Raw genomic sequence first — 23,375 nt, 5'->3', positions numbered from 1 at the left:
GCCTTTATCTAGTATATCGAAAGGAGTTTTATCGCTAAAGCTACTTCTTCCACGCGCAGTACGCGTGGTTTTTTTGTTTCAATCACTTTAGTGATTGAAACCGACTAAAGTCATTAACAAAAAAAGAGCCAAAATCCTTGTATTTCAAGGATTCTGACTCATAATAATCAAAATGAATTATTTTACTGTTACAGAAGCGCCAACTTCTTCTAAAGCAGTTTTCAAAGCTTCTGCTTCATCTTTAGTGATGCCTTCTTTAACTGGTGCAGGAGCTCCGTCAACTACAGCTTTAGCTTCTTTCAAGCCAAGGCCAGTTGCTTCACGAACTGCTTTGATAACTTTAACTTTTTGGTCTCCAGCTGCAGTCAATTCTACAGTGAATTCAGTTTGTTCTTCGCCGCCACCAGCTGCAGGACCTGCTGCTGCTGCAACAGGAGCTGCTGCAGATACGTCAAATTTTTCTTCGATAGCTTTAACTAATTCGCTTAGTTCTAAGATAGTTGCTGTTTCTAGTTCAGCAATAATGTTTTCAATATTTAATGCCATTTTGGTTTTCCTCCATTTAAAGTTTGATAAACTATAATTTTTTTTATGATACTAAAGTTAAGCTGCGATTAAGCAACTTCTTCTTGTTTTTCTGCCACTGCTTTGACAGCGTAGGCAACGTTGCGGACTGGTGCTTGTAGAACAGATAGCAACATAGATAGTAAACCGTCGCGGCTTGGTAGTTTCGCAAGTGCAGTGATTTCTTCCAAAGAAGATACTTTACCTTCGATAACCCCACCTTTGATTTCCAATGCTTTTGCATCTTTAGCAAATTCATCCATAATCTTAGCCGGTGCAACTACATCTTCGTTACTGAATGCTACAGCTGTAGGACCTGTGAATACTTCATCAAGACCTTCTAAGCCTGCTGCTTTTGCGGCACGTGAAAGGATAGAATTTTTGATAACTTTCATTTCAACGTTTGCATCGCGTAATTGTTTACGTAAGGCTGTTACTTCTTCAACAGTTAGACCACGGTAGTCAACGATGACTACAGAAGCTGCTGCTTTGAATTTTTCCGTTACGTCATCAACTAAGCCTGCTTTTTTAGCGATTGCTGCTTCACTCATTTATTTTCACCTCCTGAATAATGATGGAGAAGCTTTTCATCGATAAACAACAAAAAACTCCATGCCACCGTTGACATAGAGGGACTCATTGACAAATTCTCATCAATCGTTGTCCTCGGTAGGAAATTAAGGCTGACGCCACCTACTGTCTTCGGTACAGTTATTTATTAACCTCAACTACCTTATCATAGACAAGGTAGTTGAGTCAATAGTTTGTTCAACTTTTATTTCTATCTAGCTTCTCGAACTAGCTCTCTTCAATAATAAGTCGAAGCAATTCGCGACGAAAAGCATCGCTATAATTACTTCGTCTTATTATTCGAGAGCTGACCGAGTTCGTTCAACTTTTATTTCTTAAAAAGAAAATTGGTCAACGTGGATTCCAGGTCCAAATGTTGTTGTTACTGAAATGTTCTTGATGTATTGACCTTTTGCTGCTGATGGTTTAGCTTTCAACAGTACATCGTTGATTGTGTTGAAGTTTTCAATCAGCTTGTCTGTATCGAATGATACTTTACCGATAGGAACATGGATGTTACCAGCTTTGTCAACACGGTAAGTTACTTTACCAGCTTTTACTTCGTTGATTGCTTTTGTTACGTCCATTGTTACAGTACCAGTTTTAGGGTTAGGCATCAGACCTTTAGGACCTAATACACGACCTAATTTACCAACTTCAGCCATCATGTCCGGAGTAGCAACAACTACGTCGAAATCGAACCAGCCTTGTTGGATTTTGTTAACCATGTCAGCATCGCCAACATAGTCAGCTCCGGCAGCTTCCGCTTCCTTCGCTTTGTCGCCTTTAGCAAATACCAAAACTGTTTGAGTTTTACCAGTTCCGTTTGGAAGCACAACTGCTCCACGGATTTGTTGGTCTGCTTTTTTAGGGTCTACATTTAGACGGTAAGCAACTTCAACTGTTGCATCGAATTTTGCAGTGTTTGTATCTTTAGCCAAAGCTACCGCTTCTGCTACTGTGTAAGCTTTAGTAGTATCAACTTTTTTTAATGCATCTTGCATTTTTTTGCTCTTTTTAGCCATTTTGTTTCCTCCTTGATTGTGGTTATAACGGTAGAACCTCCCACGTAATTCATATCTTTCAATATGAAGCCGACTGAGAAGCTACTTCTTCAGGGTTGCAGATAATCTATTATTCTACAGTAATCCCCATGCTTCGTGCAGTTCCTTCAACCATGCGCATAGCTGATTCAACATTAGCTGCGTTTAGGTCTGCCATTTTAAGCTCAGCGATTTCTTTTACTTGGTCGCTGGTAACTTTAGCTACTTTATTTTTGTTTGGTTCGCCTGAACCTTTGTCAATTTTAGCTGCTTTTTTCAATAGTACTGCAGCTGGTGGTGTTTTAGTAACGAAAGTGAATGAACGGTCTTCGTATACTGAGATTACCACTGGAATAATCAAGCCTGCTTGATCAGCTGTACGAGCATTGAATTCTTTTGTGAATCCCATGATGTTGATACCCGCTTGACCTAGTGCAGGACCTACTGGCGGTGCTGGTGTTGCTTTACCTGCAGGAATTTGCAATTTAACTAATTTTTCTACTTTTTTTGCCACGAGACATACCTCCTTGAGTCCGTGATGTGGTTAATTGGAGATACATATTTCTCCTCCCACTGTCTTTCCTGAAAACACCAAGAATAGACGTGTGCAAAAATGCACACTTAGATAGTATACAGCCTTTCATCGATTATTTCAATGTTTTTTCTTGAATTTTCTCGTTTTTATCTACACTTGAGTCATAATTTTTCCTACTAAAAATTGATAAATGGGCAGCGGTAGAAATTTTCTTACTTGAATCAGCTGGCGGCTCTTACCTACAGTGTAGCGAAGCTTATTGCGGCGATCTGTCGCTGCTTTAAAAATCACTTCTGCCACTGCTCTTGGTGCAGACCCTTTCGCACCATTTGCTGCAACGTTGTTTTTTACAGTGTTACCATATGCTTCGTACTCCTCTTTTAGTGCCGTCGTTTGCATGGAACGCTCATAAAAATCGGTCTGAATCACTCCCGGTTCAATAAGCTTCATTTTTATATTGAATGGGCTTAGCTCATATTGAAGTGATTCAGCAAGCCCTTCTATTCCCCATTTCGTCGCATGGTAAACAGATTGTAACGGTAAGGAAGTTCTACCGGCAATAGATGAAATAGTAATAATACGGCCGGATCGCTGTTCTCTAAAATAAGGAATGCAGGCATTTGTCATGCGTATCACTCCTAGCAAATTTGTCTCAATCTGCTGCTTGACTTGTTCAGCACTGGCTTCTTCCAATGGACCAAAAAGATAATAGCCGGCATTATTAACTAATATATCGATTTGCTTAAAACGTTCGATACTCTTTTCAACTGCATGTTTAATACTTTGCTCATCCGTAACATCGCAACGGACCAGCATCAGCTTTTCATTGTCTTTCCATTCTGTTTCCATCTCCGGTTTACGCATGGCAGCCACTACCTGCCAGCCTTTTTCTACAAAATAATTTACAGTCTCTCGTCCAATTCCTGATGAAGCACCTGTTATAAATACAGTTTGACTCATTCTTTTCACTTCTCCCTTACTAAATATTCTTTATATTTTTTATATATAGTTAAAATAAAAGAAAAACGGACAAATCGTCCTTTATCAAATCAAGTCAGATATTCTGACGTTTGCCAGTTCTTCTTCCATTGCTTTTTCTGCTCTTTTCAAGCTGCTAATCCCTTTTTCTACCATTTCTTCCAAGTTCTCGTAATCCATATTAAACGTTCGATAGGTTCGAAACAGCTCAGTTCCTTGTTCAACTGCGTGAAACACATCATACAATGTGATTTCATCAATTGGCCTGGATAGATGATTCCCTCCACCTGCTCCTTCTTTGGTAACAATCAAGTCCGCCTTTTTCAGTTTTCCTAAAATTTTTACTACTGTAGGAGTTGGGATATTAAGCATTTCTGAAATCACTTTGGCAGAGAGAAACTCATATTTCTCTTCCTCCGATTTAAAATGAATAAACAGTAAAATGGATATACCCTGAAATGTTGCACCGGAATAGGACACATCTGCACCTACTTTCTTTATACAAACTATATATTACGAATATCGAGTTGTCAATACTAAACAATGATATCATTTCAATACATTGCTGAATCAATAGCCGCATCGCAATTTTTATTGCCATCCACAGATTCTCACTGATTTTTTAGAGGAATTCTTCACTTTTCCAAGCCTCTTATGTTACACTACTTCCAGTTCATTCAAATAAGAACTATTGACTGACAATAGTTAATAGCAAAAACATATCATTTATTATGAATAACAAAGAAAAAACAACTCGTATACCCTAAAATAGTTTCTTAAATATTCAGCATTAAAGAGAGGAGCATTATTATGGAACAGCAACGCTATAAAAGTGTTTTTGATATCATCGGTCCCGTAATGATTGGACCAAGCAGTTCTCATACTGCCGGAGCTGCTCGAATCGGTAAAATCGTTCGAACGATTTTTGGTGAACAGCCCGATACAGTTGATATCTACCTTTACGAATCCTTCGCAAAAACTTATCGAGGTCATGGAACAGATATCGCCTTAGTTGGCGGATTGTTAGGAATGGAACCAGATGATCCGGCACTTGCCGATTCATTGAAGATTGCTCACGAAAGCGGTATGGAGGTTCTTTTTGTTCCCAAAAATGAAAAAGCCGATCATCCAAATTCGGTACAGCTCTTAGTTTCTAAAGGAAAACGCAAGCTCTCTATTACCGGCATTTCAATCGGTGGTGGAAATATCCAAATTTCTGAGCTGGACGGCTTCAAAATTTCGCTAAATATGGGTGTCCCTACCTTTATTATCGTGCATCAAGATGTACCGGGAATGATTGCAAAAGTGACAAATTGCCTCTCTGAGATGGCGATAAATATCGGTACAATGACTGTTACCCGCGAATCTAAGGGAGAAAAGGCAATCATGATTATCGAAGTCGATCAGCACGAAGCTGGAACAATCGTTGATACCCTGGAAAACATCCCTCACATTCATACTGTGAATTATTTTGATTAAATCGAAATCTATTAAAGGAGCAAACAAACTATGTTTCTTTCTATTGAAGAATTGGTGACACAAGCCGCTGATTTTCCTTCCGTTGCAGAGCTGATGATTGCTGTAGAAATGGCGACACATCATTGCAGTCGTGAGCGGATCATCGAAACTATGGAAAAAAATCTTATTGTGATGAAGCAGTCGATTGAAGAAGGAACTGCTGGTGTAACCTCTGTCACAAAAATTACAGGTGGTGACGCTGCTCGCCTGAATGATTACATTGAAAGCGGCAATTTTTTAAGCGGTGAAACCATTTTGACAGCCGTTAAAAATGCGGTTGCCGTCAATGAAGTTAATGCAAAAATGGGACTGATTTGTGCGACGCCAACAGCAGGCAGTGCCGGAGTTGTGCCGGGTGTGCTACTTGCAGCAGTTGATCGTTTACAACTGACTCACGAACAGCAGCTTGATTTTCTTTTCACTGCCGGAGCCTTTGGGCTGGTGATTGCGAACAACTCCTCCATCAGTGGTGCTGAAGGAGGGTGTCAAGCGGAGGTAGGATCTGCCAGTGCAATGGCAAGTGCTGCACTCGTTTGTGCTGCTGGAGGAACACCGGAGCAGGCAGCCCAGGCCGTTGCTATCACCCTAAAAAACATGATGGGTTTAATCTGTGATCCTGTAGCAGGATTAGTGGAAGTTCCCTGTGTAAAACGTAATGCGCTAGGCTCTTCCCAAGCCTTCATTTCTGCCGACATGGCCCTTGCAGGAATCAGGAGCGTGATTCCTCCTGACGAGGTTGTCGCTGCTATGTACCAAGTGGGTCGACAAATGCCCGGTATTTTCAAAGAAACCGCTGAGGGCGGGTTAGCGGTAACACCGACAGCCAAAAGGCTGACAAAGGAACTATTGACAAAAAAAGACTAATCTACGATTTTATTAACAATAAAAACCATCTTTCTGAGGACGCTGAATGAATACAGCTAATTCTCTGAAAAGATGGTTTTGTCTGTTCTTAGAAAGTACTTATGTGGTTGTTACTATAATGTCTTCTTCTTTATACAAAGCTTATCGCTGTTGATAAAGTTCTACAAATCGCTTAGCTTCGTACCTTGATTCGCTAAAGCATCCTTTGCTTGACTGGCAAAGGCACCTTTCATCGTTCCACCGATATCTTCTGTTACAAAACTCATACTTTCTTTTGTCGCTTCAAGAAATTCTGTTGCGGAAGCTTCTGCTGTTGATCGGTTTTTTCTACCCTTTTGACAGGCCAGAGTCGCTGCCCCACCACTGATTATCCCCTTTTGCGCATTCTTTTTCATATCCTTTAACAGCTTTTCCAACATGGCAATACTTCTCCTTCGTTTTCTTCATTATCCATTAATCGCCGTTGTTGAAGCCGATAGTCTTCCTCTAATTCCTCTACAGCTTGATTTATCGCCATTTTTTCATAGTTACAAGCATGATGTACTTCCTCCATCATTTCTTCCAGCTTATATAATTCTTGCCGCAAAATGGTTGAATCCTCTGAAAAATCCCCCAAATAGTACTGTGTCAATTGGGCAACCTCTTCCAAGTCACGTAATCCTCTGTCTCTCAAAGAATTCAGCTCTTCTTCTCGCTCTTCATAATTTCTTTGCTTCTTTCGATACTCAACTTCCAACTGTTGTTCCTTATTCATTGATTACTCCTTTTTCTATCTTTAAAGCTGGCTTGCCAGCTCCTGATCTGTCGCTACCAATTTCGCAATACTCCCCTTAATTTCTTCAATAAGATTGTCAAAACTCGTGTACATCTCCTTTGCTTTAGCCATTTTAGTAGTATAGTACTCCGTCGGTTCTCCAACAATCACATCCTCCGACGCCCCACCATTTTCTAAAGCTTCCAGAACTTCTGAATAGGTTAACTCTGTACCGATCCCCTGTGCTCTTTGAAGAGTATCCTGCCACAGTGACTCTGCTTCCGCAATGGCTTCTTGGTAAATTTTCGTCGCACCATCTAAGCCTGTTTGCATCAGAGTTGCAGCATTGGACAGAATAATCAATGCTTCGCTGCTATCCAGAAAAATTTTCTCTGAAGAAGATAGTCCACCGCCACTGGCTTTTAGCTTTGCTGCTAAAGTAGATAACCCTCGCAACAGCATCGCCGCCTGCTTTTCTATTTGCTTCCTACGTACAAGGCCTTGCTCTGCCAAATCTCCCTGAACGATTAGGTAACCATTTTCATCAAATTCCCAATCAAAGATATTGTGACTTGAGCCCTCAACCCAAACAATCGTTCCAAAATCTTCACCAGCCCATAATTGCCAGTTTCCGTCATTTAAAAAGGTTGTCATGTCCTTAGTATTTCGATAATTAATAAATAATTCCGGATTGTCCCTCATAAACTTCTTTTCATCTTCCGACAAATTGGCATAAAGAAACCAGCCATTAAACACAGTTGTCGGAATCTTATGCTTTGCACCGACCAACATCATATAAGCACTTTGACTATAGCCGCTCAATTGAGTAACCGTCCAGCCATCTGTACCATTGACCTTGCCAACAAAATTATCCGCAACACCTAACTGACCTTCGCCTTGAAAAGGAGCTTTACCTTGAAAAACAGCACTCCAAACATCTGTCGTATACTCACCAGAATCCGTCCCGGCAGAAACAACAGCAATTTGATTATAATCAGGTTTTCCATTAACAATAGGAGCAACCGCCAACCCCTGATAGCCAGTAGTATTATCGTCTAACAAGTCTACAACATACACTTGTTTATCAGTTTCTTTAATAGTTAAAATTTTGTCCTTTTCTGGACGTGTAAGATCATCTCGCTCATACTGTTCTTGATCCACATTATAAACATATTGGTTTAACCAATTTAAATCCTCTTCTGTAAAACTCATTTACGCTCCTCCCAGTTATATTTAACTTCTGCATTTGGACTTCCATTTTCAGCCTTTTTAATTCCTTGCTTTTGAAATTCTTTAGCCACCATATTAGTCTCAGGAAAATTTTCTTCTAAAGCTTCATCTATCTGAAATATCCCATCTGTTACTTTTTTAATTCGAGCTTCTTTATCTCCACCAGTATAAACAAACAACCACTTAACGAATTCATTATGTTCCTCGGTACTGAAGTTCTTGTCATACTCTATTGGATTGTTCTCATTATCTTTCGGGTAGTCATTAATTCTCATACTAGTCAAAATAGTAATAGGGCCACTTCCAGTCGTCCAACCTCGCCACTCTATCTTCTCTATCCCAACGTAATTCTCAATGATATACTTCGTTGCCTGTTCTTGTATTTCTTTCACTGCTTGATTTCTTTCCTGTCTAATCGTCTCTTGTTTATCCATATATATTTTTCCTCCTATTGCCACTAAAACCACGATGATTCCTAATATAATCAGTTTATTTCTTCTATTCTTCATGTCATTTTCTCCGTAACTAGTTATGATTTCTTATAAGTATGTATGAATGTCAAATTATAACGAATATATATTCCTATGTAAACATTAAATCTTGTTAATGCTGCTTCTATTTTTATCAAGGTGTTCCTAGTATTCCCTAAAATGTTCCTGATTATAAAAAGCGCCAGACAGCCTCCTCTCCTTTCATCTTCATCTCCCCAAATCTACGCAAAAAGACCGGAATGATTCAATCATTCCGGTCTCTCTGTTCTATTAAATCATCCGTTTCTTTGCTTCTACAACGAACTGTTTCATTTGATGATAAAGCTCTTGTCTGATTTCTTTCAGATTATGATTAACTAGCTGATGCTCCTTGACAAGCTGCTTACCATTGACCCAGACAGAAGCGACATTCGATGGATTCGCCGAATAAACAAGTGCTGAGTATGGATCAAAAATTGGAAACATGTTAACGGACTGTGTTTCAACAAGAATGATATCCGCTTTTTTTCCCAACTCAATTGAGCCCATTTCATCAAAGCCTAAAGTCTCTGCTCCGCCTCTTGTAGCAAGGCGGACAATTTCCTTCGCAGGAAATAATGCCCGATCCTTCTGATAGGTTTTGTGAAAGTTCGCAAACAGCTTCATCTGTGCAAATAAATCCAGCGTATTGCCGCTACTTGGGCCATCCGTTCCCAAACCAACCGTTAGACCTGCCGCCAACATGTCCTTAACCGGTGCAACGCCCTTCGCTGATTTAGTATTCGCACCAATACAATGAGCAGCCCGTGCAGTCGTTGCATGATTTGCCGTCAGAGCTATGTCCTCTTCCGTCATATGGATACAGTGAGCCATAATAAATGGTTGCTCCATGAAACCTATACTTTCCAAGAATTCAAAGGGTGTCTGTTGGTATTGCTCCGCCAGTTCCACCAGCTCATAGTCCATTTCTGCTACGTGCATCGTGATTGGTACCTGATATTTCTTGCTCAGCTCAACCACTCTTTTTAATCCTTCATAGGTATTGGTATTTGGGGCATGAGGCGCAATAGCCGGCGTAATCAAGGGATGATCCTTCCATTTCGGCAAAAAATTTTCACAGTATTCTAATCCGCCGGAAGGTTCTTCACTGTCACAGGTTGCCATATCGATAATCGTTTCACCGACGATTGCCCGAACGCCGAAACGATCACAGGCTTCTGCCACCTGCTCCTCAAAGTAATACATATCACAAAAGCCGGTCACACCACTCAGAAGCATTTCACTAATGGCGTAAGCACTACTTGCGGCGACCAACTCCTCGGTCATGTACTCCTCCAAAGGAAATAGAAATCGTCTCAAACGATCTGGCACATCATCACCTAAGGAACGAAATGGAATCATTCCTGTATGGGTGTGTGTATTGATAAACCCCGGCAGCAATAAACCTCCTTGACCATCAACGACTTCGTCCGCTGCGAGCTCCTGCATCTGCCATTCGCCTATCTCAGTGATTGCCTCACCTTCAATCAAAACAAAACCATTTTTATACTCCGTCATCTGATCGTCCATGGTTAATACATGAACATTCTTAATTAGGGTTCTCATACGATTACGCCATCCTCTGGAAAGACAAGTGGATAAAACTCTTGCGTTTTTGTATTCATCATCCCTTTATCTGTCATCTTAATAGCCGGCGACACAGGCAATGACAAGGTTGAAAACGACATAATTTCATTCATATTTTTATACCCTAGCTTCTGCATTGCTTTTCGTACCAGCTTCAAGTCATTACCTAGTTCACTGATGGGCGCTTGTGACAAAATACCACCGATTGGCAGCGGGCAGGTTGCTTCTACTTGTCCGTCCTTTGTCACAACATAGCCCCCTTGCATGTGCAGCAGCTCATGTTGGGCAGTCAGTATATCCTGTACACTGTTCCCCATCACCATGACATTGTGGTGATCATGGGCCCAAGTAGTACCGATACTCCCTTGTTCCGTAATCGGTTGTTCCATCAACGCATAAGCAATATTTCCATTCTTGCCATAGCGCTCCATCACAAGTAGTAATGCACAGTCAGAATTTTCCCAATCGAGAAAACCATCCTTAACTGGGATTTCCTTTGTGATACGCTCGGTAAATGTACCAATTTCCTGTTTCTGAATCACATTACAGCGCACCTTATCTAAGGTTGTTTCCACAGCTATTTTCAAATCATCCGCCGTTAAAAGCTTACAGTGTACAGATTGGCTATAAGCTGCTGGGAATTGCTCAATTGTTTTTGGATAAGCGACTGCGTCACCTTTTTTATGAACCGGTTTTCCTGATTTGTATACCTCATCAATCGAAAATGCTGTTAAATCATCAATTAGCAGAAAATCTGCGACTCTTCCCGGAGCGATGATTCCACGGTCATTCAGTCCCATTCTTCTAGCCGGTGTATAGGTCGTCATGTAAATTGCCTGTTCCAGAGGCAGACCAGCTGCGACAGCTTTCTTTAGATTCTCGTTTAGATGACCTTCTAAAAGATCATCCGCCATCACATCATCTGTAATCAGGCAAGCATAATCATAGTAGCTATTGTCCACAATGACAGCCATATTTTCCGGAGTAATTGATTTATTTTGGAATTGAATGAACATACCATTCTCAATTTTTTCTGCCAAAGATTCTGGAAATTGATGGGTATGGTCTGAGGAAATACCACTGTATAGGAACGCAGCCAGCTCCTCCTCGTAAATTTTAGGACAGTGCCCTTCTAACGGCATCGTTGGTCGCTTCTCTTTGCAAAGGTCAATAATTTGCCGAATCAATGAATCCGGCTCACTGGCAATCCCCTTGAAGTTCATCGCCTCTCCCAGACAGATGATTCGCGGATCCTCTAACAGCTTCGCAACCTCCTCTAAACCAATGATTCCACCAGTTGTCTCCAACTCCGGTGTTGTTGAAGGAACGGAGGACGGGATAGCATGAAAAATATCGATTTCTGTCTCGGCTGCCATAAACTCTGTTAAGCCATCAATTCCAAAAACATTCGCCATTTCATGGGCATCCGCAACAACAGTCGTTACACCGTGAGGCAGAACAGCCTTTGAAAAAATGGTTGGTGTCGTCATCGAGCTCTCAATGTGCATGTGTATATCAAGCAGACCGGGAACCATATATCGTCCTCGACCATCTACTACCTTTTCAGCATTCAAATAAGCTAAATCCTGCGAGCTGATATAATAAAATTTCCCCTCACTGACCGTCACATTTTTTTCTTCGAAAGCTTGCTTTACGGTATTATATACATTTACGTTTTTTATTAATAAATCGATGTTCATTCTTAGCTGTCCCCTTACTTTTCTGTTATGTACACTATTTTCTATTATACCTTGTTTTATGTCGCTCACTTAAATAAAGTTAGATATGTTTGCTATAAAAATGGACTGACTTGAAAATGAAGTTGGGACAGAAGTGTCTAACTCCGAGAAATAAGAAGAAATTCACGAAAATTGTTCCACAAATTTTAGTGAATTTCAGTTTATTTCCGAAGGAGTTGCTTCTGATCCCACCGTTTATCCAGATTTTAAGAGACTGAGACAAAACTCAATGAGTTTTGTCTCAGTCTCGTTTTCAGGATAGTCTCTCTTATTTCTGATGAAACAGCTTCATCACTTTATTGATTAATCAGACGGTTCCACTGATCAATCCAATCAGTTAGTTGACCATTTACAAAGTCAAAATCAACAGTTGATGCACGATCTGCAATTGCGCCGTAAGTCATATTGCCGGCTTCCTCTTCTGTCAGCTCCACTGTGCCCACAGTTGGTGCTTCGTTCAGAGAAAGAGCTTTTGTCTTTTGAGAATCTGCACTGATTCTATAGTTTACAAATTCGTAAGCCAGCTCTTTGTTTGCAGCTTCCTTAGGAATATTAATTGTGTTGTAGTTCGCATACGTTCCGCTTTCCGGTACAACGTATTCGATTGAGTCAGAATCACCCTTGATAACATCATAGGCAAAGTCCATTACTATAGCAGCTTCAATTTCTCCAGCTTGAAACATGTTTGCAAGGTCAGAAGATTTCGCATAAGTCTTCACGATATTTGGTTTCAATTCTTCCAATGCCTTGAAAGCAGCTTCGCCGTTATCTTTTGTAATATCCTGATCCTTGTAATCACTGGCAATATACATCATCAACGGTCCAGCTGTCGTTGTAATTTCAGGAATAGAGATTTTCCCCTTCAATGAAGCATCCCAAAGGTCAGACCAGTCCGTAATTTCTTTACCAACTTTTTCTTTGTCATAAACGATTCCAACACTATTTACAGCAATCGGAACGCCTGCTCCACTGTCAAATACTTCTTTCGCTCCATCAGTCAAGTCTGCAATATTTGGAATTTTTGACTCATCCAGCTTCTCAAACATATCCTGTGATGCGCCATCAGCTGAGTTCGCTTGGGCCAACTCAATAACATCGATACCTGTTGGATTGCTGACAAGCTTAGTAAAACGATCGCCGCTATTTCCAATATCCATCGTAATTTTCGCATCAAACTCTTTTTCAAAAGGTGCCATGATGTCACTTTTCACGATATCTTCACTCAAGCCGAAGGTTGAAACAACTAAATCCTTTGATTCCTTTTTGTCTGAAGAGCCTCCGGAATCACCTCCGCCACAAGCTGCCAATGCAAACATACTCGCCAATACCAATGTTCCTGCTGCAAAACGTTTTTTCACAATTTTTTCCTCTTTTCCCTTTTTATTTATTTATCTTCCAAAAGAACGATTTTTTCTTTTGGAAAATACAAAGCGATTGCGTCGCCTGCTTCATAAATTTGCTTATCCGTACCATTAACAAGGAATTTTCCAAGTGGTGTCATCACTTCATACTGGTAGCTTTTACCAAGAAATGTTCGAACCTCTACTTGACCGTTGACGATATTATCATTTGCATCTACAGCAATTTCAATATCCTCCGGGCGAATGGTGGCAACTAATTTCGCTGCCGGTGCTTCCTCATAAATTGTTTCAACACTGATTTCCTTCGCTTGGTAACGACTTCCTGATACTTGCTCGACCTCAAAGAAATTCTCAAAGCCGATAAAATGCGCGACAAATTTCGTTTTCGGATGACGATAAATTGTCTCAGGTGTATCATATTGTTCAATCACACCGTTATTCATTACGGCAACCTTATCAGAGATAGAGAAGCATTCCTCCTGGTCGTGGGTAACAAATACGGTCGTAATTCCCAATTGCTGCTGAATACGTTTAATTTCGATACGCATCTGCACACGCAGCTTGGCATCCAGATTACTCAACGGCTCATCTAATAACAATAACTTGGGTTCAATAACCAGCGCTCGTGCCAATGCCACACGCTGTCTTTGCCCACCGGATAACTGCTTCGGATAACGGTCACCAAGATGTCCCAATCCACAGATTTCCAACATATCCGCTACTTTCTTATTAATTGCTTCCTTTGATTCTTTGCGAAGCTTCAAACCAAAAGCAACATTTTCAGCAATTGTTAAATGTGGAAACAACGCATAGCTCTGAAACACCATACCAAAATTACGTTTATGCACCGGTACCTTCACAAGCTCCTGTCCATCCAATACAAACGACCCATCATTAGGAGAAATCAGTCCTGCAATCACACGCAGCGTTGTGGTTTTCCCACAGCCACTGGGTCCCAATAAAGAAACCAGCTCGCCCTTTTCCATAGAAATATTCAGTTGTTCCAATATATTTTGCTTACCGTCATAGCTGACACGAATATTATTTAAATTTACAAAGCTCACACATTACCCTCTTTTCTTCGTTGACGGAAACAGCCTAACCTGTTTTCCCATTATAAAAATCCATTTTCCTATACTACTCTCTAAGAAATCGAAGCCAATCCCATTGTTTTTTCTACAATAAACATCAAGAGAATGGTTAAAAGCATAATCATCACTGAAATTGCCGATACCGTTGGATCATACGTATACTCGATGTAGCTCAACAAGGAAGTCGGCAGCATCGTCACACCAGGTCCTGATAAAAACATCGATACCGGTACATTATTGAAGGAGTTAACGAAGGCCAGCATAAATGCCGCAAATATCCCCGAAGAAACATTTGGCAAAACAATCTGCATAAAAGCCCGAACCCTTGTACAGCCTAACGTCCAAGCAACCTCTTCAATTGAAAAATCCAGCTGCTCCATACTGGAGCCAACTACACGAATGATGTACGGAAGACTGATAAGAAAGTGACCAATCAGCAAGCCCTGAATCACCGGCAAACGAAGCTGAATCACAACAAATTGAAACAGCGAGTAACCAACAACAATTCCCGGAATCATCGTTGGAGAAAGAAAGAAACTCTTCAGTATGTTCTTTCCCTTCATATCATAACGAGACAACGCATAGGAAGCAGGTACACCAATTAGCAGCGCCAAGAAGGTCGCGCCAATTCCTATAGTAAGACTCAGTTTAAAACTATTCATAAATGTATCTGACGTCAACGCTTTCTTGTACCAATCCAATGAAAACTCCTCGATTGGAAACTGAATCGTTGATGCTTTTCCAAAGGATGTAACAACAATTACAACCAAAGGCAGGAAAAGAAAAGCAAAAACTAATACAGCAATCAAGGTCATTCCTTTTTGTTTACGCACGATTCATTTCCCTCCGATCCAAGCGGGCTGCCGCCATATTTAACCCCTTATTCACTACTAGTGTAGTCACAATCATAATTAATGCTATCACGCTGGCAGATGTCCAATCACCTAATGTAGACGCCTTTTGATAAAGGAAGGTCGCCATCAGCATATTTTTATTCCCACCCAATAATTGCGGCGTCGTATACGCGGTCATTGTTCCTGTAAAAACTAAGATACTGCCGACAATCACACCCGGCGTACAAAGTGGTAAGACAATCTTATAAAAGGCCTTAAAAGGGCTGGCACCTAACGTTTCTGCTGCTTCAAGTGTTTCTCTCTCAATATTTTCCATCACCCCAACAAGTGTCATAATCATTGTTGGAAGAAACAGATAGACAGAACCAACAATAATCGAGAACTCCGTATAGAGTAACGTGAGCGGCTGATCAATAATGCCAATCTTCAGAAGCAAGCTGTTAATAACACCCGATTTCCCTAAAATGTTAATCCACGCAAAGCTTCGAATAACAGAATTCGTCAACAAAGGAAACATCGTCATCGCCATCAATAAGCTCTTCCATTTCTTGCTGACACCTGCAATAAAATAGGCAGCCGGAATACCCAGTCCAGCTGAAATCAAGGTCACAATAACGGATACTTTAATCGTTCGAAAAAATATCTTCAAATTATAGTCATCGGTCAAAAAATCCACATATGACTTGATACTGACACCGCTATCTGTAAAAATAGTTGGCCAGATACTGTTCACCAACGGCAACAGCATGAAAAATAACAATAAAATAATCCCCGGTGTTACAATCAAATACGGAACATTCCGTTTCATTATACCTCTCCTCATTCGTTTTTCTGTAACATTATAATCAAAAACACGAACATTTTCAATAAAACTTTTCTAATATTTCATAAAAAATCGTTCTTTTTCAAATAAAGGGTTATATACAAAACAATTTGTTCGCATCTAAATTAACTTAGTTTCAGTCAAAAAATAGAGCCTTTTTCTTTTTAATAACCAAACAACCGTTATTTTAAGCTGTTATCACCCATTTCCCCTGATGTTTAACCTTTATATTCTATTAACCATATTCATCAATTACTTTCTCACTGTCTTTTTCTCAGTAAAACACGAACATTAAATAGCGAGTATCATTAAAATAACAAATTTGTCTCTTACTCATGCTTACTTAATTGGTAATTCTCAACTAGCTAACTCATGTTATACTGTAAGCTGAGTGATTAAAACATTTGGAGAGTAACATGACAGAATTTAAAATGAATCCTAAAAACCTACGCTATTTTCTTTTCGTTCCATTAGGTGCTATTATCTGGTTTTTAAACCCGCCAACAGCGTTTAACGAAATAGTACTGCTCCTTTTACTAACGGGGCTGCTCATACTATTTCTATTCCTTCATTATCAAACGACTTTTCAAGTGACAGGCGATAGCTATATTTACAAATCTATTTTGAAGAAACAGCTGTTTGATAAAAAACAGTACAGACTTCGAGCGATTGGGTCAAAAAGAGTTGGCTCAAGACATGGGCGGTCAACCATCTATCAAATGAATATTATTGATCGCAAAAGTCTTCTTACTGTAAAAGAATTGCGGCTGAATATGACTAGCACCCAATATGACACCATGTGCGCAACGCTTCGGAAACTCAATGAACTAAACGGATAAACGAACAGGGATAATTACCAGTTTCAACAGTAATACAAAAAAACAGAGCAGCCTTCAACGGAAGGTTGCTCTGTTTTTTTAATCAATAAGCGTATTACTGGTTTAGTAGCCAGTTATTAAATTTTATCAACCTGTTCAAAGTCCAGCTCAGTACTTGTTTCACGACCGAACATATCGATGTTTACTTTCAGTTTCTGCTTCTCTTCATCAATCTCAGTTACTTCTCCTTCTAATCCGGAGAATGCCCCTTCAATAATCTGTACAACTTCACCGATTTCTACTTCCAGCTCAGTCTGGCGAGCGCTCATACCGATTGAACGCAGGATATGATTGATTTCTTCTTGTAATAACGGAGCTGGTTTACTACCTGCACCATGAGAGCCGACAAAGCCTGTCACACCCGGGGTATTACGCACAACATACCAAGAATCATCTGTCATAATCATTTCAACCAAAACATAGCCGGGGAATGTTTTATGAACGACTTCTTTTTTCTTCCCGTTCTTTTCTTCTGTTGCAGTCTCTTCAGGAACAACTACACGAAAAATATAATCGCCCATCCCCATGCTTTGTGCACGTGATTCGATGTTTGCCTTTACCTTGTTTTCATAGCCTGAATACGTATGCAGTACGTACCAATTTCTTTCAAAGGTTTCCATTTTCTTTAAGCTCCTTATATCATTAGTCAAATCGATTGATTTCATTTTTTGAGGAAAATAAAAAAACCTCAGCTTGCCCGAAGTTTTTCTAACAGACTCATTATAGCACTCATCTTACCAAAATTCCAGTTAGAATCAACGAAGAATCCAGCCGAAAGCTGTTTGAATCGCTGTATCCATAACAAAGAATAAAATCGCAAACAAGATAGTTGTTTCGATAACGATTAATGTATCTTTGCGCAGCTGTTTTTTAGTAGGCCAAGTTACTTTTTTCATTTCATCTTTAACACTCTTTAAAAATTTCATTTCTGCTCCTCCAATAATTACTTTGTTTCTTTATGCAATGTATGCTGTTTACAGTATTTACAGAATTTTTTAACCTCTAATCGGCTTCCGTGTTTTCCCTCAGTTATTGCTTTGGAATAATTACGAGAACCGCACACTGAACAGGCAAGAGCTGATTTTTTTACCGCCATAGTTCTTCCTCCTCTGTTCATAAAATCACTTACTAACATTATCACTAATTGTTCAAAAAGTCAATAATCGTTTGATTTCCTGCCACAATAATTCCCTTCAAACTCCCTCTCCCTACAGACTATTGTTTTTTTACAAGTTATGTTATTATTGAACTATCAGAAGTATTTAATTTAAGGAGGGTCAGGCATGCTATTAAAATCTGTCGTTCTCAAAAAGAAAAATCTTACTACAGTGAATGAATCCTGTACATTGGAAGAGGCATTGAATATACTGGAAGATTCCGGCTATCGATGTGTTCCGATTTTGGATGAATCAGGTAAAATCTTCCGAGGCAACATTTACAAAATGCACATCTACAGACATAAAGCGAATGGTGGAGATATGAATCTGCCGGTAACTTATTTATTAAAAAACGCAACAAAATTTATTTTTGTGAATACATCCTTCTTCAAGGTCTTTTTCACAATCAAAGAACTGCCATATATTGCTGTACTTGATGAGAACAATCATTTTTATGGTATTTTAACACATAGTACATTACTGAACATTCTGGCACAATCATGGAATATTGAACGTGGCAGCTACGTTCTGACAATTGCTTCTACTGGCAAGCAGGGCGATTTGGCAAGTATTACAAAAATTATTGCTAAGCATAGCAGCATTGCCAGCTGTATCACACTCGACATCGGTGAAGGCGACTTTATTCGTCGAACATTGATTACACTGCCCTCTGAAACAACAGAAGATAGCTGTACCCAGATTGTTGAACAGCTTGAAAGAAAGAACTTCAAAGTAGTAGAGATTGAAAACCTGAAAAATAACAACTAAAAAACAGCTCTTCAGCCAAGTAAAATGCTGAAGAGCTGTTTTTATTCTTTTAATTATCTGCCATTCTGAAAACAGTCCATTCAGACATTGGCTCGGCCCCTTGCGAGACATAGAATTCAAACGATGGTTCATTGTCATTCAAACATGCCCATTCTACTCGCCCAAGCTGCTCGTCTTTCGCAAGCTTAAACATTTTCTGAATCAGCTGCTTGCCAAAGCCTTTCCCTCGGTAGCGTTCTTCGATATAGATATCTTCTATATACAGACCTGATTTTCCTAAAAAAGTAGAAAAATTATAGAAATATACACAGAAGCCAATTGGTTTTCCATCAAGTAACGGGAAAAGAACCTTGGCTCTTTCTTTATCAAATAGCCATTCCTTCAGCGTCGCCTCATCTGTTTTCACTTCGTTCGGCAGGCCTTCATACTCCGCCAATTCTTTGATATAGCGCAGTATTAGCGCTGTATCCTGTTCTTCTCCATAGCGATAATCCAGCTTTTCCAAATCCTTCACTCCCTATTTCTCTTCGCCTATAATTCGAACTTCTGTTTCTAACGCAACATCAAACTTCTCTTTAATTACTTCCTGAATATGTGCAATCAGCTCCACATAATCCGTTGCAGTCGCCTGATCGATATTTACAATGAAACCGGCGTGTTTTTCTGAAATCTGTGCACCGCCCCATTTCAGTCCTTGCAGTCCTGCATCTTGAATCAGTTTCCCGGTAAAATGTCCAACTGGTCGCTTAAACACACTGCCGCAAGAGGGATATTCCAATGGCTGCTTGGACGTCCGCAGCTCTGTCAGCTCATCCATTCTGGCTTTGATTGCTTCATGTTCCCCTTGCTTTAGCGCAAAGGTCGCTTGCAGAATAATTCCTTCCATTTGTTGAATCGCACTATGACGGTAAGAAAAATCCATTTCTTTTGCTGTCATTTTTTTAATTTCTCCATTTGGCAATAGAAATTCAGCCGACTCAAACACATCCTTAATTTCACCATCATAAGCTCCGGCATTCATGTACACTGCACCGCCGATACTGCCCGGAATACCACTGGCAAACTCAAAGCCTGCCAAGTCATTTGCCAAGGCTTCATAAGTCGTATCAATCAGCTTTGCACCTGCCTCAGCAGTTACCTGATTGTCCTCAACAGTTACTTGCTTCATCTCAGCAAGCATCACAACCATACCTCGGATACCGCCATCTCTCACAATCAGATTACTGGCATTTCCTAATACCATCCACGGAAGCTCTTCCTTCTGGCAGAAAAGAACAAGCTTACGAACCTCCTCTGTTGTTTTCGGGAAGCTCAGCATATCTGCCGGACCACCAGTTTTTGTGAAGGTAAAATTCTTTAAGGGTTCATCAAATAAAATAGTTATTTCAGGTAATTCATTTTGTATTTTTTCTTTAGTCATTAAAGGTCGTTTCCTTTCTTTCAAGCATCTGTTTCATTCTAGCATGTCCCAAAAGAACTTTCTAGTCTCTATCAATCATGGAAATAAGCAAGTTCATTGTACAGGATTGTTTCTTCAGCAAACAACTAGATAATATGCTTTTGATGGTCATGAAGCATTTTGCTGCACAGCTCATGGCTTAAGAAGACATCTTTCTGCTTCAACTGTTCACTACTCTGTGCCTTCACACCATCAATAAATTGCTTAATCAGCGGAGCAAAGCCGCGTTTTTCCAAAGTTGTCGCCCAATCACTAAAGTCCTCTTTTGTTGTTCCTTCAGTATTTTGGATTGTCAGCTCTGTCAAATTTTCTAAATTGTAGGTACCTTGTAACGACGTCACCTGATACGTTTCTGTATTCGCCCCCGAGCATAAATCCATCGAACAAATCGCAGTTGTCTGCGCTGTTTCCAAATGAAGGAACGCCCGCTGCAGCTCCCCATCCTTCTCAATGATTTTTGTTTGTACTTGTTGAATCGGATCATCCAATAAATAAACCGCTGTATCAACGACATGTAAAAACAAGTCATAAATCATGAAGCCGGTGCTTCCCGGTGCATTAACTCTATTTTTTTGAAGTAAGATTAGATTTTTATCTTCGATATTTTTTAGTTTTTCAACAAATGGAGCAAACCGACGATTGAAGGCAATCATCAAAATCAGCTGATTCTCTTTCGCAAAGGTCTGTAGCTGTCTGACCTCTGACAAATTTTCGCTTAATGGTTTATCCACACATACGTGAATGCCAGCTTTCAACAGCTTATCGACAATCTCAACATGCACATGTGTTGCCACATGGACAAAGCATGCCTCGATTTCTGCTTCAATTAGTTCATCAACTGTTTCCACTACATTCTCGAAACCATATTTATTTTGCAAAAGCTCTCTGGTTTGCTCATTTCTTGTCGCCAAAATAAAATTGCCTTCATTCCGCAGCTCGCTATACACAGGTAAATATGCTTTTTGGGCAATATTGCCAAGCCCGATTACACCAATTTTCATAAGAACCTCCTCATTTCACTTTGTATTCTTATCTTACTATATATTCAATCCAATTTCTTTGATTTATGTGAAGACCTTTTGTCAATTTTTAGCCAAACTGAAGAAAGATATTTACAATAAAGCAACCTTTCCAAAGTTCACAGCCACCTGCCTGTTTCAACAAATACCATTACTTCATAAGCAGCTTGAGGGGATTGAAAAGCCTTCTCCATCAACTCCTTTGTAATTGGATAGAAGACTGGACAATCAAATGGACCCTGAGGCCAAGTAATCTGATATTCCCCATTATTCTCAATCACAGCAAACCCATCTCCTCGATGTATTTTCTCCAATTGCTCTCCTCCTCACACAATACCTCTTCATTATATCTGCAAATGCAGAAAAATACGATGCAAGCTAAAGAAAAGACTGCAGGATTATTGACTCCTTCTCACTTTCCGTTACAATGAAAGCATGAAGAGGTGAAGAAAATGAAATGTATTTCATGGAACGTAAATGGCTTAAGAGCCGTTGTAAAAAAGAATTTTGCTGATGTCTTTCAAGAGCTGGATGCAGATTTTTTCTGTCTGCAGGAAACAAAGCTTCAAGAAGGGCAAATTGATATTGAATTTCCCGGCTATTACCAATATTGGAACTATGCTGAAAAGAAAGGCTATTCCGGAACCGCCATCTTTGCTAAAGAAGAAGCCATTAATGCTTACTATGGCATTGGCGCTGAGGAGCACGATAAAGAAGGTCGTGTGATTACGTTGGAGTACCCGAATTATTTCATCATTACCTGCTACACGCCAAATTCTCAAAATGAGCTGAAACGTTTAGACTATCGAATGACTTGGGAAGATGCATTCCGTCAATATTTAGATGAACTGAAAGCTAAAAAGCCAGTTATTGTTTGCGGAGACCTGAATGTCGCTCACAAAAACATCGATTTGAAGAATTGGAAAACCAATCAAAAGAACGCCGGATTCACACCGGAAGAGAGAGAAAAATTTTCTACTTTACTGGACAGCGGATTTACTGATACTTATCGCTATTTTTATCCGGAAAAAGAAGGAGTCTACTCTTGGTGGAGCTATCGCTTTAACGCTCGTAAAAATAATGCAGGCTGGCGTATCGACTACTTCCTTGTCTCTGACGATTTGAATGACCGACTAATTTCTGCCGATATTCATACAGAAATTATTGGAAGTGACCACTGCCCGGTAGAAGTTGTTATCGAAGATTTCTAGCTTACAGTAATGTTAAATTTTTTTATCATTTTTCGAACTCTGATGATTTTCCCATTAAATCAGTTATAATAAGTAGTGTATGAATTCATTGAAATCGGCAGCAGAAACTATAACAACTGCTTGTAGAAGACTTTTTATAAGAAGCAATTTTGCGGGATTCATATAGATGATTTGTAAAATATGATACTACTCACTATAAAGGAGTCTTTAAAAATGAACTTTTATGCGATTGACTTTGAAACCGCCAGCTATGCCAAGCATAGTGCTTGTTCTGTCGCTTTAGTAAAGGTGGAGAACAGCAAAATCGTAGGCGAATATTACTCGTTAATCAAACCTGAAACTGATTTTTTCTGGAAAAACATTCAAATACATGGCATCCGACCGGAAAACGTTGCTGATGCACCAAAATTTCCTGATGTCTGGGAACAAATCAGAGCCTGCTTCCATTCAAACAGTCTGGTCGTTGCACATAATGCCGGCTTCGACTGCGGTGTACTTGCCGGTTGTCTGGATTACTATAATATTGAACAGCCGAGCTACCTGTCTCTTTGCACGGTAAAAACCAGTCGTAAGCTGTTTCCTGAATACCCTAACCACAAGCTAAATACAGTCTGTGAAAACCTGAATATCCAGTTGGATAATCACCATGATGCCTTGGAGGACAGCCGAGCCTGTGCCGAAATCCTGCTTCATCAGGAAAAACTATTCGGTGTAGAACCACTGAAAAAGCTAGTAACACTAAAGTAATTATCCACCCGCATAGCGGGTGGCTTTTTAATAGCCCTAGAAGGGCTCATTACTTGCTGCTCCCTTCAAGGGAGCTTTTTAAGAGACCGCCAACCGCTATCTCTCTATTTTTTTCT

General features: G+C 39.9%; 29 protein-coding genes and 1 other annotated feature. Of the genes, 6 read left to right on the top strand and 23 right to left on the bottom strand.

Features of this window, described 5'->3' with window-relative positions; all coding sequences use genetic code 11:
- Window positions 1-177: 177 nt before the first annotated feature.
- The 6 genes from rplL to IW510_RS21050 form a co-directional block, all read right to left on the bottom strand.
- The gene (gene rplL, locus IW510_RS21075) at window positions 178-546 is read right to left on the bottom strand and encodes a 50S ribosomal protein L7/L12 (RefSeq protein ID WP_202063149.1); all 369 of its coding nucleotides are present in this window, start codon (window positions 544-546) and stop codon (window positions 178-180) included.
- Between the two features lie 68 nt (window positions 547-614).
- A complete protein-coding gene (gene rplJ, locus IW510_RS21070) occupies window positions 615-1,115 on the bottom strand; it encodes a 50S ribosomal protein L10 (protein ID WP_202063147.1) in 501 nt (166 codons plus the stop codon).
- A gap of 42 nt (window positions 1,116-1,157) precedes the next feature.
- Window positions 1,158-1,288 (bottom strand) — a sequence feature (ribosomal protein L10 leader region).
- A 181-nt stretch (window positions 1,289-1,469) separates the two neighbouring features.
- Window positions 1,470-2,159 carry a 50S ribosomal protein L1 gene (gene rplA / locus IW510_RS21065; protein ID WP_202063145.1) on the bottom strand — a complete coding sequence of 230 codons (690 nt, stop codon included), beginning with the start codon at window positions 2,157-2,159 and terminating at the stop codon, window positions 1,470-1,472.
- A gap of 109 nt (window positions 2,160-2,268) precedes the next feature.
- Complete coding sequence (rplK, locus tag IW510_RS21060; protein ID WP_202063143.1) at window positions 2,269-2,691, bottom strand: 50S ribosomal protein L11; 423 nt, start codon at window positions 2,689-2,691, stop codon at window positions 2,269-2,271.
- A gap of 171 nt (window positions 2,692-2,862) precedes the next feature.
- Entirely contained in the window at window positions 2,863-3,672 is an 810-nt protein-coding gene (locus IW510_RS21055; RefSeq protein ID WP_202063141.1) for an SDR family oxidoreductase, read from the bottom strand.
- Between the two features lie 84 nt (window positions 3,673-3,756).
- Complete coding sequence (locus IW510_RS21050) at window positions 3,757-4,170, bottom strand: RrF2 family transcriptional regulator (protein WP_202063139.1); 414 nt, start codon at window positions 4,168-4,170, stop codon at window positions 3,757-3,759.
- A 330-nt stretch (window positions 4,171-4,500) separates the two neighbouring features.
- Between IW510_RS21050 and sdaAB the strand changes: the two genes are divergently transcribed.
- Window positions 4,501-5,169 (top strand): L-serine ammonia-lyase, iron-sulfur-dependent subunit beta, encoded by a 669-nt coding sequence (gene sdaAB, locus IW510_RS21045; protein WP_202063137.1) that lies wholly within the window; start codon window positions 4,501-4,503, stop codon window positions 5,167-5,169.
- A 30-nt stretch (window positions 5,170-5,199) separates the two neighbouring features.
- Entirely contained in the window at window positions 5,200-6,072 is an 873-nt protein-coding gene (gene sdaAA / locus IW510_RS21040; protein WP_202063135.1) for an L-serine ammonia-lyase, iron-sulfur-dependent, subunit alpha, read from the top strand.
- A gap of 161 nt (window positions 6,073-6,233) precedes the next feature.
- Here sdaAA and IW510_RS21035 read toward each other — a convergent pair whose 3' ends face one another.
- The 10 genes from IW510_RS21035 to IW510_RS20990 all read right to left on the bottom strand — a co-directional run bounded on the left by IW510_RS21035 (window position 6,234) and on the right by IW510_RS20990 (window position 16,005).
- The gene (locus IW510_RS21035) at window positions 6,234-6,491 is read right to left on the bottom strand and encodes a hypothetical protein (RefSeq protein ID WP_202063133.1); all 258 of its coding nucleotides are present in this window, start codon (window positions 6,489-6,491) and stop codon (window positions 6,234-6,236) included.
- Window positions 6,473-6,826 carry a hypothetical protein gene (locus IW510_RS21030; protein ID WP_202063131.1) on the bottom strand — a complete coding sequence of 118 codons (354 nt, stop codon included), beginning with the start codon at window positions 6,824-6,826 and terminating at the stop codon, window positions 6,473-6,475. The genes IW510_RS21035 and IW510_RS21030 overlap by 19 nt, the downstream gene beginning before the upstream one ends.
- Before the next feature lie 21 nt (window positions 6,827-6,847).
- Window positions 6,848-8,038, bottom strand: a complete 1,191-nt coding sequence (locus tag IW510_RS21025; RefSeq protein WP_202063129.1) for a hypothetical protein — start codon at window positions 8,036-8,038, stop codon at window positions 6,848-6,850.
- Window positions 8,035-8,565: a hypothetical protein gene (locus IW510_RS21020; protein WP_202063127.1), complete on the bottom strand. Its 531-nt coding sequence runs from the start codon at window positions 8,563-8,565 to the stop codon at window positions 8,035-8,037. Before IW510_RS21020 ends, IW510_RS21025 begins: the two co-directional genes overlap by 4 nt.
- A 252-nt stretch (window positions 8,566-8,817) precedes the next feature.
- A complete protein-coding gene (locus tag IW510_RS21015; protein ID WP_202063125.1) occupies window positions 8,818-10,131 on the bottom strand; it encodes an amidohydrolase in 1,314 nt (437 codons plus the stop codon).
- Window positions 10,128-11,852 (bottom strand): adenine deaminase C-terminal domain-containing protein, encoded by a 1,725-nt coding sequence (locus tag IW510_RS21010; protein WP_202063123.1) that lies wholly within the window; start codon window positions 11,850-11,852, stop codon window positions 10,128-10,130. The genes IW510_RS21015 and IW510_RS21010 overlap by 4 nt, the downstream gene beginning before the upstream one ends.
- Window positions 11,853-12,187: 335 nt before the next feature.
- Window positions 12,188-13,249 (bottom strand): ABC transporter substrate-binding protein, encoded by a 1,062-nt coding sequence (locus tag IW510_RS21005; RefSeq protein WP_202063121.1) that lies wholly within the window; start codon window positions 13,247-13,249, stop codon window positions 12,188-12,190.
- A gap of 26 nt (window positions 13,250-13,275) precedes the next feature.
- Window positions 13,276-14,316 carry an ABC transporter ATP-binding protein gene (locus tag IW510_RS21000; protein ID WP_202063119.1) on the bottom strand — a complete coding sequence of 347 codons (1,041 nt, stop codon included), beginning with the start codon at window positions 14,314-14,316 and terminating at the stop codon, window positions 13,276-13,278.
- A gap of 80 nt (window positions 14,317-14,396) precedes the next feature.
- A complete protein-coding gene (locus IW510_RS20995) occupies window positions 14,397-15,176 on the bottom strand; it encodes an ABC transporter permease (protein WP_202063117.1) in 780 nt (259 codons plus the stop codon).
- Complete coding sequence (locus IW510_RS20990) at window positions 15,169-16,005, bottom strand: ABC transporter permease (protein WP_202063115.1); 837 nt, start codon at window positions 16,003-16,005, stop codon at window positions 15,169-15,171. Before IW510_RS20990 ends, IW510_RS20995 begins: the two co-directional genes overlap by 8 nt.
- Window positions 16,006-16,436: 431 nt before the next feature.
- Between IW510_RS20990 and IW510_RS20985 the strand changes: the two genes are divergently transcribed.
- Window positions 16,437-16,859, top strand: a complete 423-nt coding sequence (locus tag IW510_RS20985; RefSeq protein ID WP_202063113.1) for a hypothetical protein — start codon at window positions 16,437-16,439, stop codon at window positions 16,857-16,859.
- Between the two features lie 116 nt (window positions 16,860-16,975).
- On the opposite strand, the gene nusG is transcribed toward IW510_RS20985, so the two are convergent.
- The 3 genes from nusG to rpmG form a co-directional block, all read right to left on the bottom strand.
- Window positions 16,976-17,518, bottom strand: coding sequence for a transcription termination/antitermination protein NusG (gene nusG / locus IW510_RS20980; protein WP_202063110.1), 543 nt, complete (start codon window positions 17,516-17,518; stop codon window positions 16,976-16,978).
- Window positions 17,519-17,653: 135 nt separating this feature from the next.
- Entirely contained in the window at window positions 17,654-17,824 is a 171-nt protein-coding gene (secE, locus tag IW510_RS20975) for a preprotein translocase subunit SecE (RefSeq protein WP_202063108.1), read from the bottom strand.
- Window positions 17,825-17,841: 17 nt separating this feature from the next.
- Complete coding sequence (rpmG, locus tag IW510_RS20970) at window positions 17,842-17,994, bottom strand: 50S ribosomal protein L33 (RefSeq protein ID WP_086348962.1); 153 nt, start codon at window positions 17,992-17,994, stop codon at window positions 17,842-17,844.
- 187 nt (window positions 17,995-18,181) lie between these two features.
- Here rpmG and cbpA point away from each other — a divergent pair, with 187 nt between their 5' ends.
- The gene (gene cbpA, locus IW510_RS20965) at window positions 18,182-18,823 is read left to right on the top strand and encodes a cyclic di-AMP binding protein CbpA (protein WP_202063106.1); all 642 of its coding nucleotides are present in this window, start codon (window positions 18,182-18,184) and stop codon (window positions 18,821-18,823) included.
- Window positions 18,824-18,872: 49 nt separating this feature from the next.
- Here the strand turns inward: cbpA and IW510_RS20960 are convergent, their stop codons facing one another.
- The 4 genes from IW510_RS20960 to IW510_RS20945 form a co-directional block, all read right to left on the bottom strand.
- The gene (locus IW510_RS20960) at window positions 18,873-19,337 is read right to left on the bottom strand and encodes a GNAT family N-acetyltransferase (RefSeq protein ID WP_330932675.1); all 465 of its coding nucleotides are present in this window, start codon (window positions 19,335-19,337) and stop codon (window positions 18,873-18,875) included.
- A 3-nt stretch (window positions 19,338-19,340) separates the two neighbouring features.
- Window positions 19,341-20,243, bottom strand: a complete 903-nt coding sequence (murB, locus tag IW510_RS20955) for a UDP-N-acetylmuramate dehydrogenase (protein ID WP_202063104.1) — start codon at window positions 20,241-20,243, stop codon at window positions 19,341-19,343.
- Between the two features lie 125 nt (window positions 20,244-20,368).
- A complete protein-coding gene (locus IW510_RS20950) occupies window positions 20,369-21,283 on the bottom strand; it encodes a Gfo/Idh/MocA family protein (RefSeq protein ID WP_202063102.1) in 915 nt (304 codons plus the stop codon).
- A 137-nt stretch (window positions 21,284-21,420) separates the two neighbouring features.
- Window positions 21,421-21,615, bottom strand: a complete 195-nt coding sequence (locus IW510_RS20945) for a hypothetical protein (RefSeq protein WP_202063100.1) — start codon at window positions 21,613-21,615, stop codon at window positions 21,421-21,423.
- A 138-nt stretch (window positions 21,616-21,753) separates the two neighbouring features.
- Here IW510_RS20945 and IW510_RS20940 point away from each other — a divergent pair, with 138 nt between their 5' ends.
- Both IW510_RS20940 and IW510_RS20935 read left to right on the top strand, forming a co-directional pair.
- Entirely contained in the window at window positions 21,754-22,512 is a 759-nt protein-coding gene (locus tag IW510_RS20940; RefSeq protein ID WP_202063098.1) for an exodeoxyribonuclease III, read from the top strand.
- Window positions 22,513-22,725: 213 nt separating this feature from the next.
- Window positions 22,726-23,259 carry a 3'-5' exonuclease gene (locus IW510_RS20935; protein ID WP_202063096.1) on the top strand — a complete coding sequence of 178 codons (534 nt, stop codon included), beginning with the start codon at window positions 22,726-22,728 and terminating at the stop codon, window positions 23,257-23,259.
- The last annotated feature ends 116 nt before the right edge of the window (window positions 23,260-23,375 follow it).

This window comes from Enterococcus sp. BWR-S5 (genome assembly GCF_016745255.1).
GTDB lineage: Bacteria > Bacillota > Bacilli > Lactobacillales > Enterococcaceae > Enterococcus_L.
Note: the sequence above shows the minus strand (reverse complement) of the source record. Positions and strands in the feature narration are given on the sequence as shown.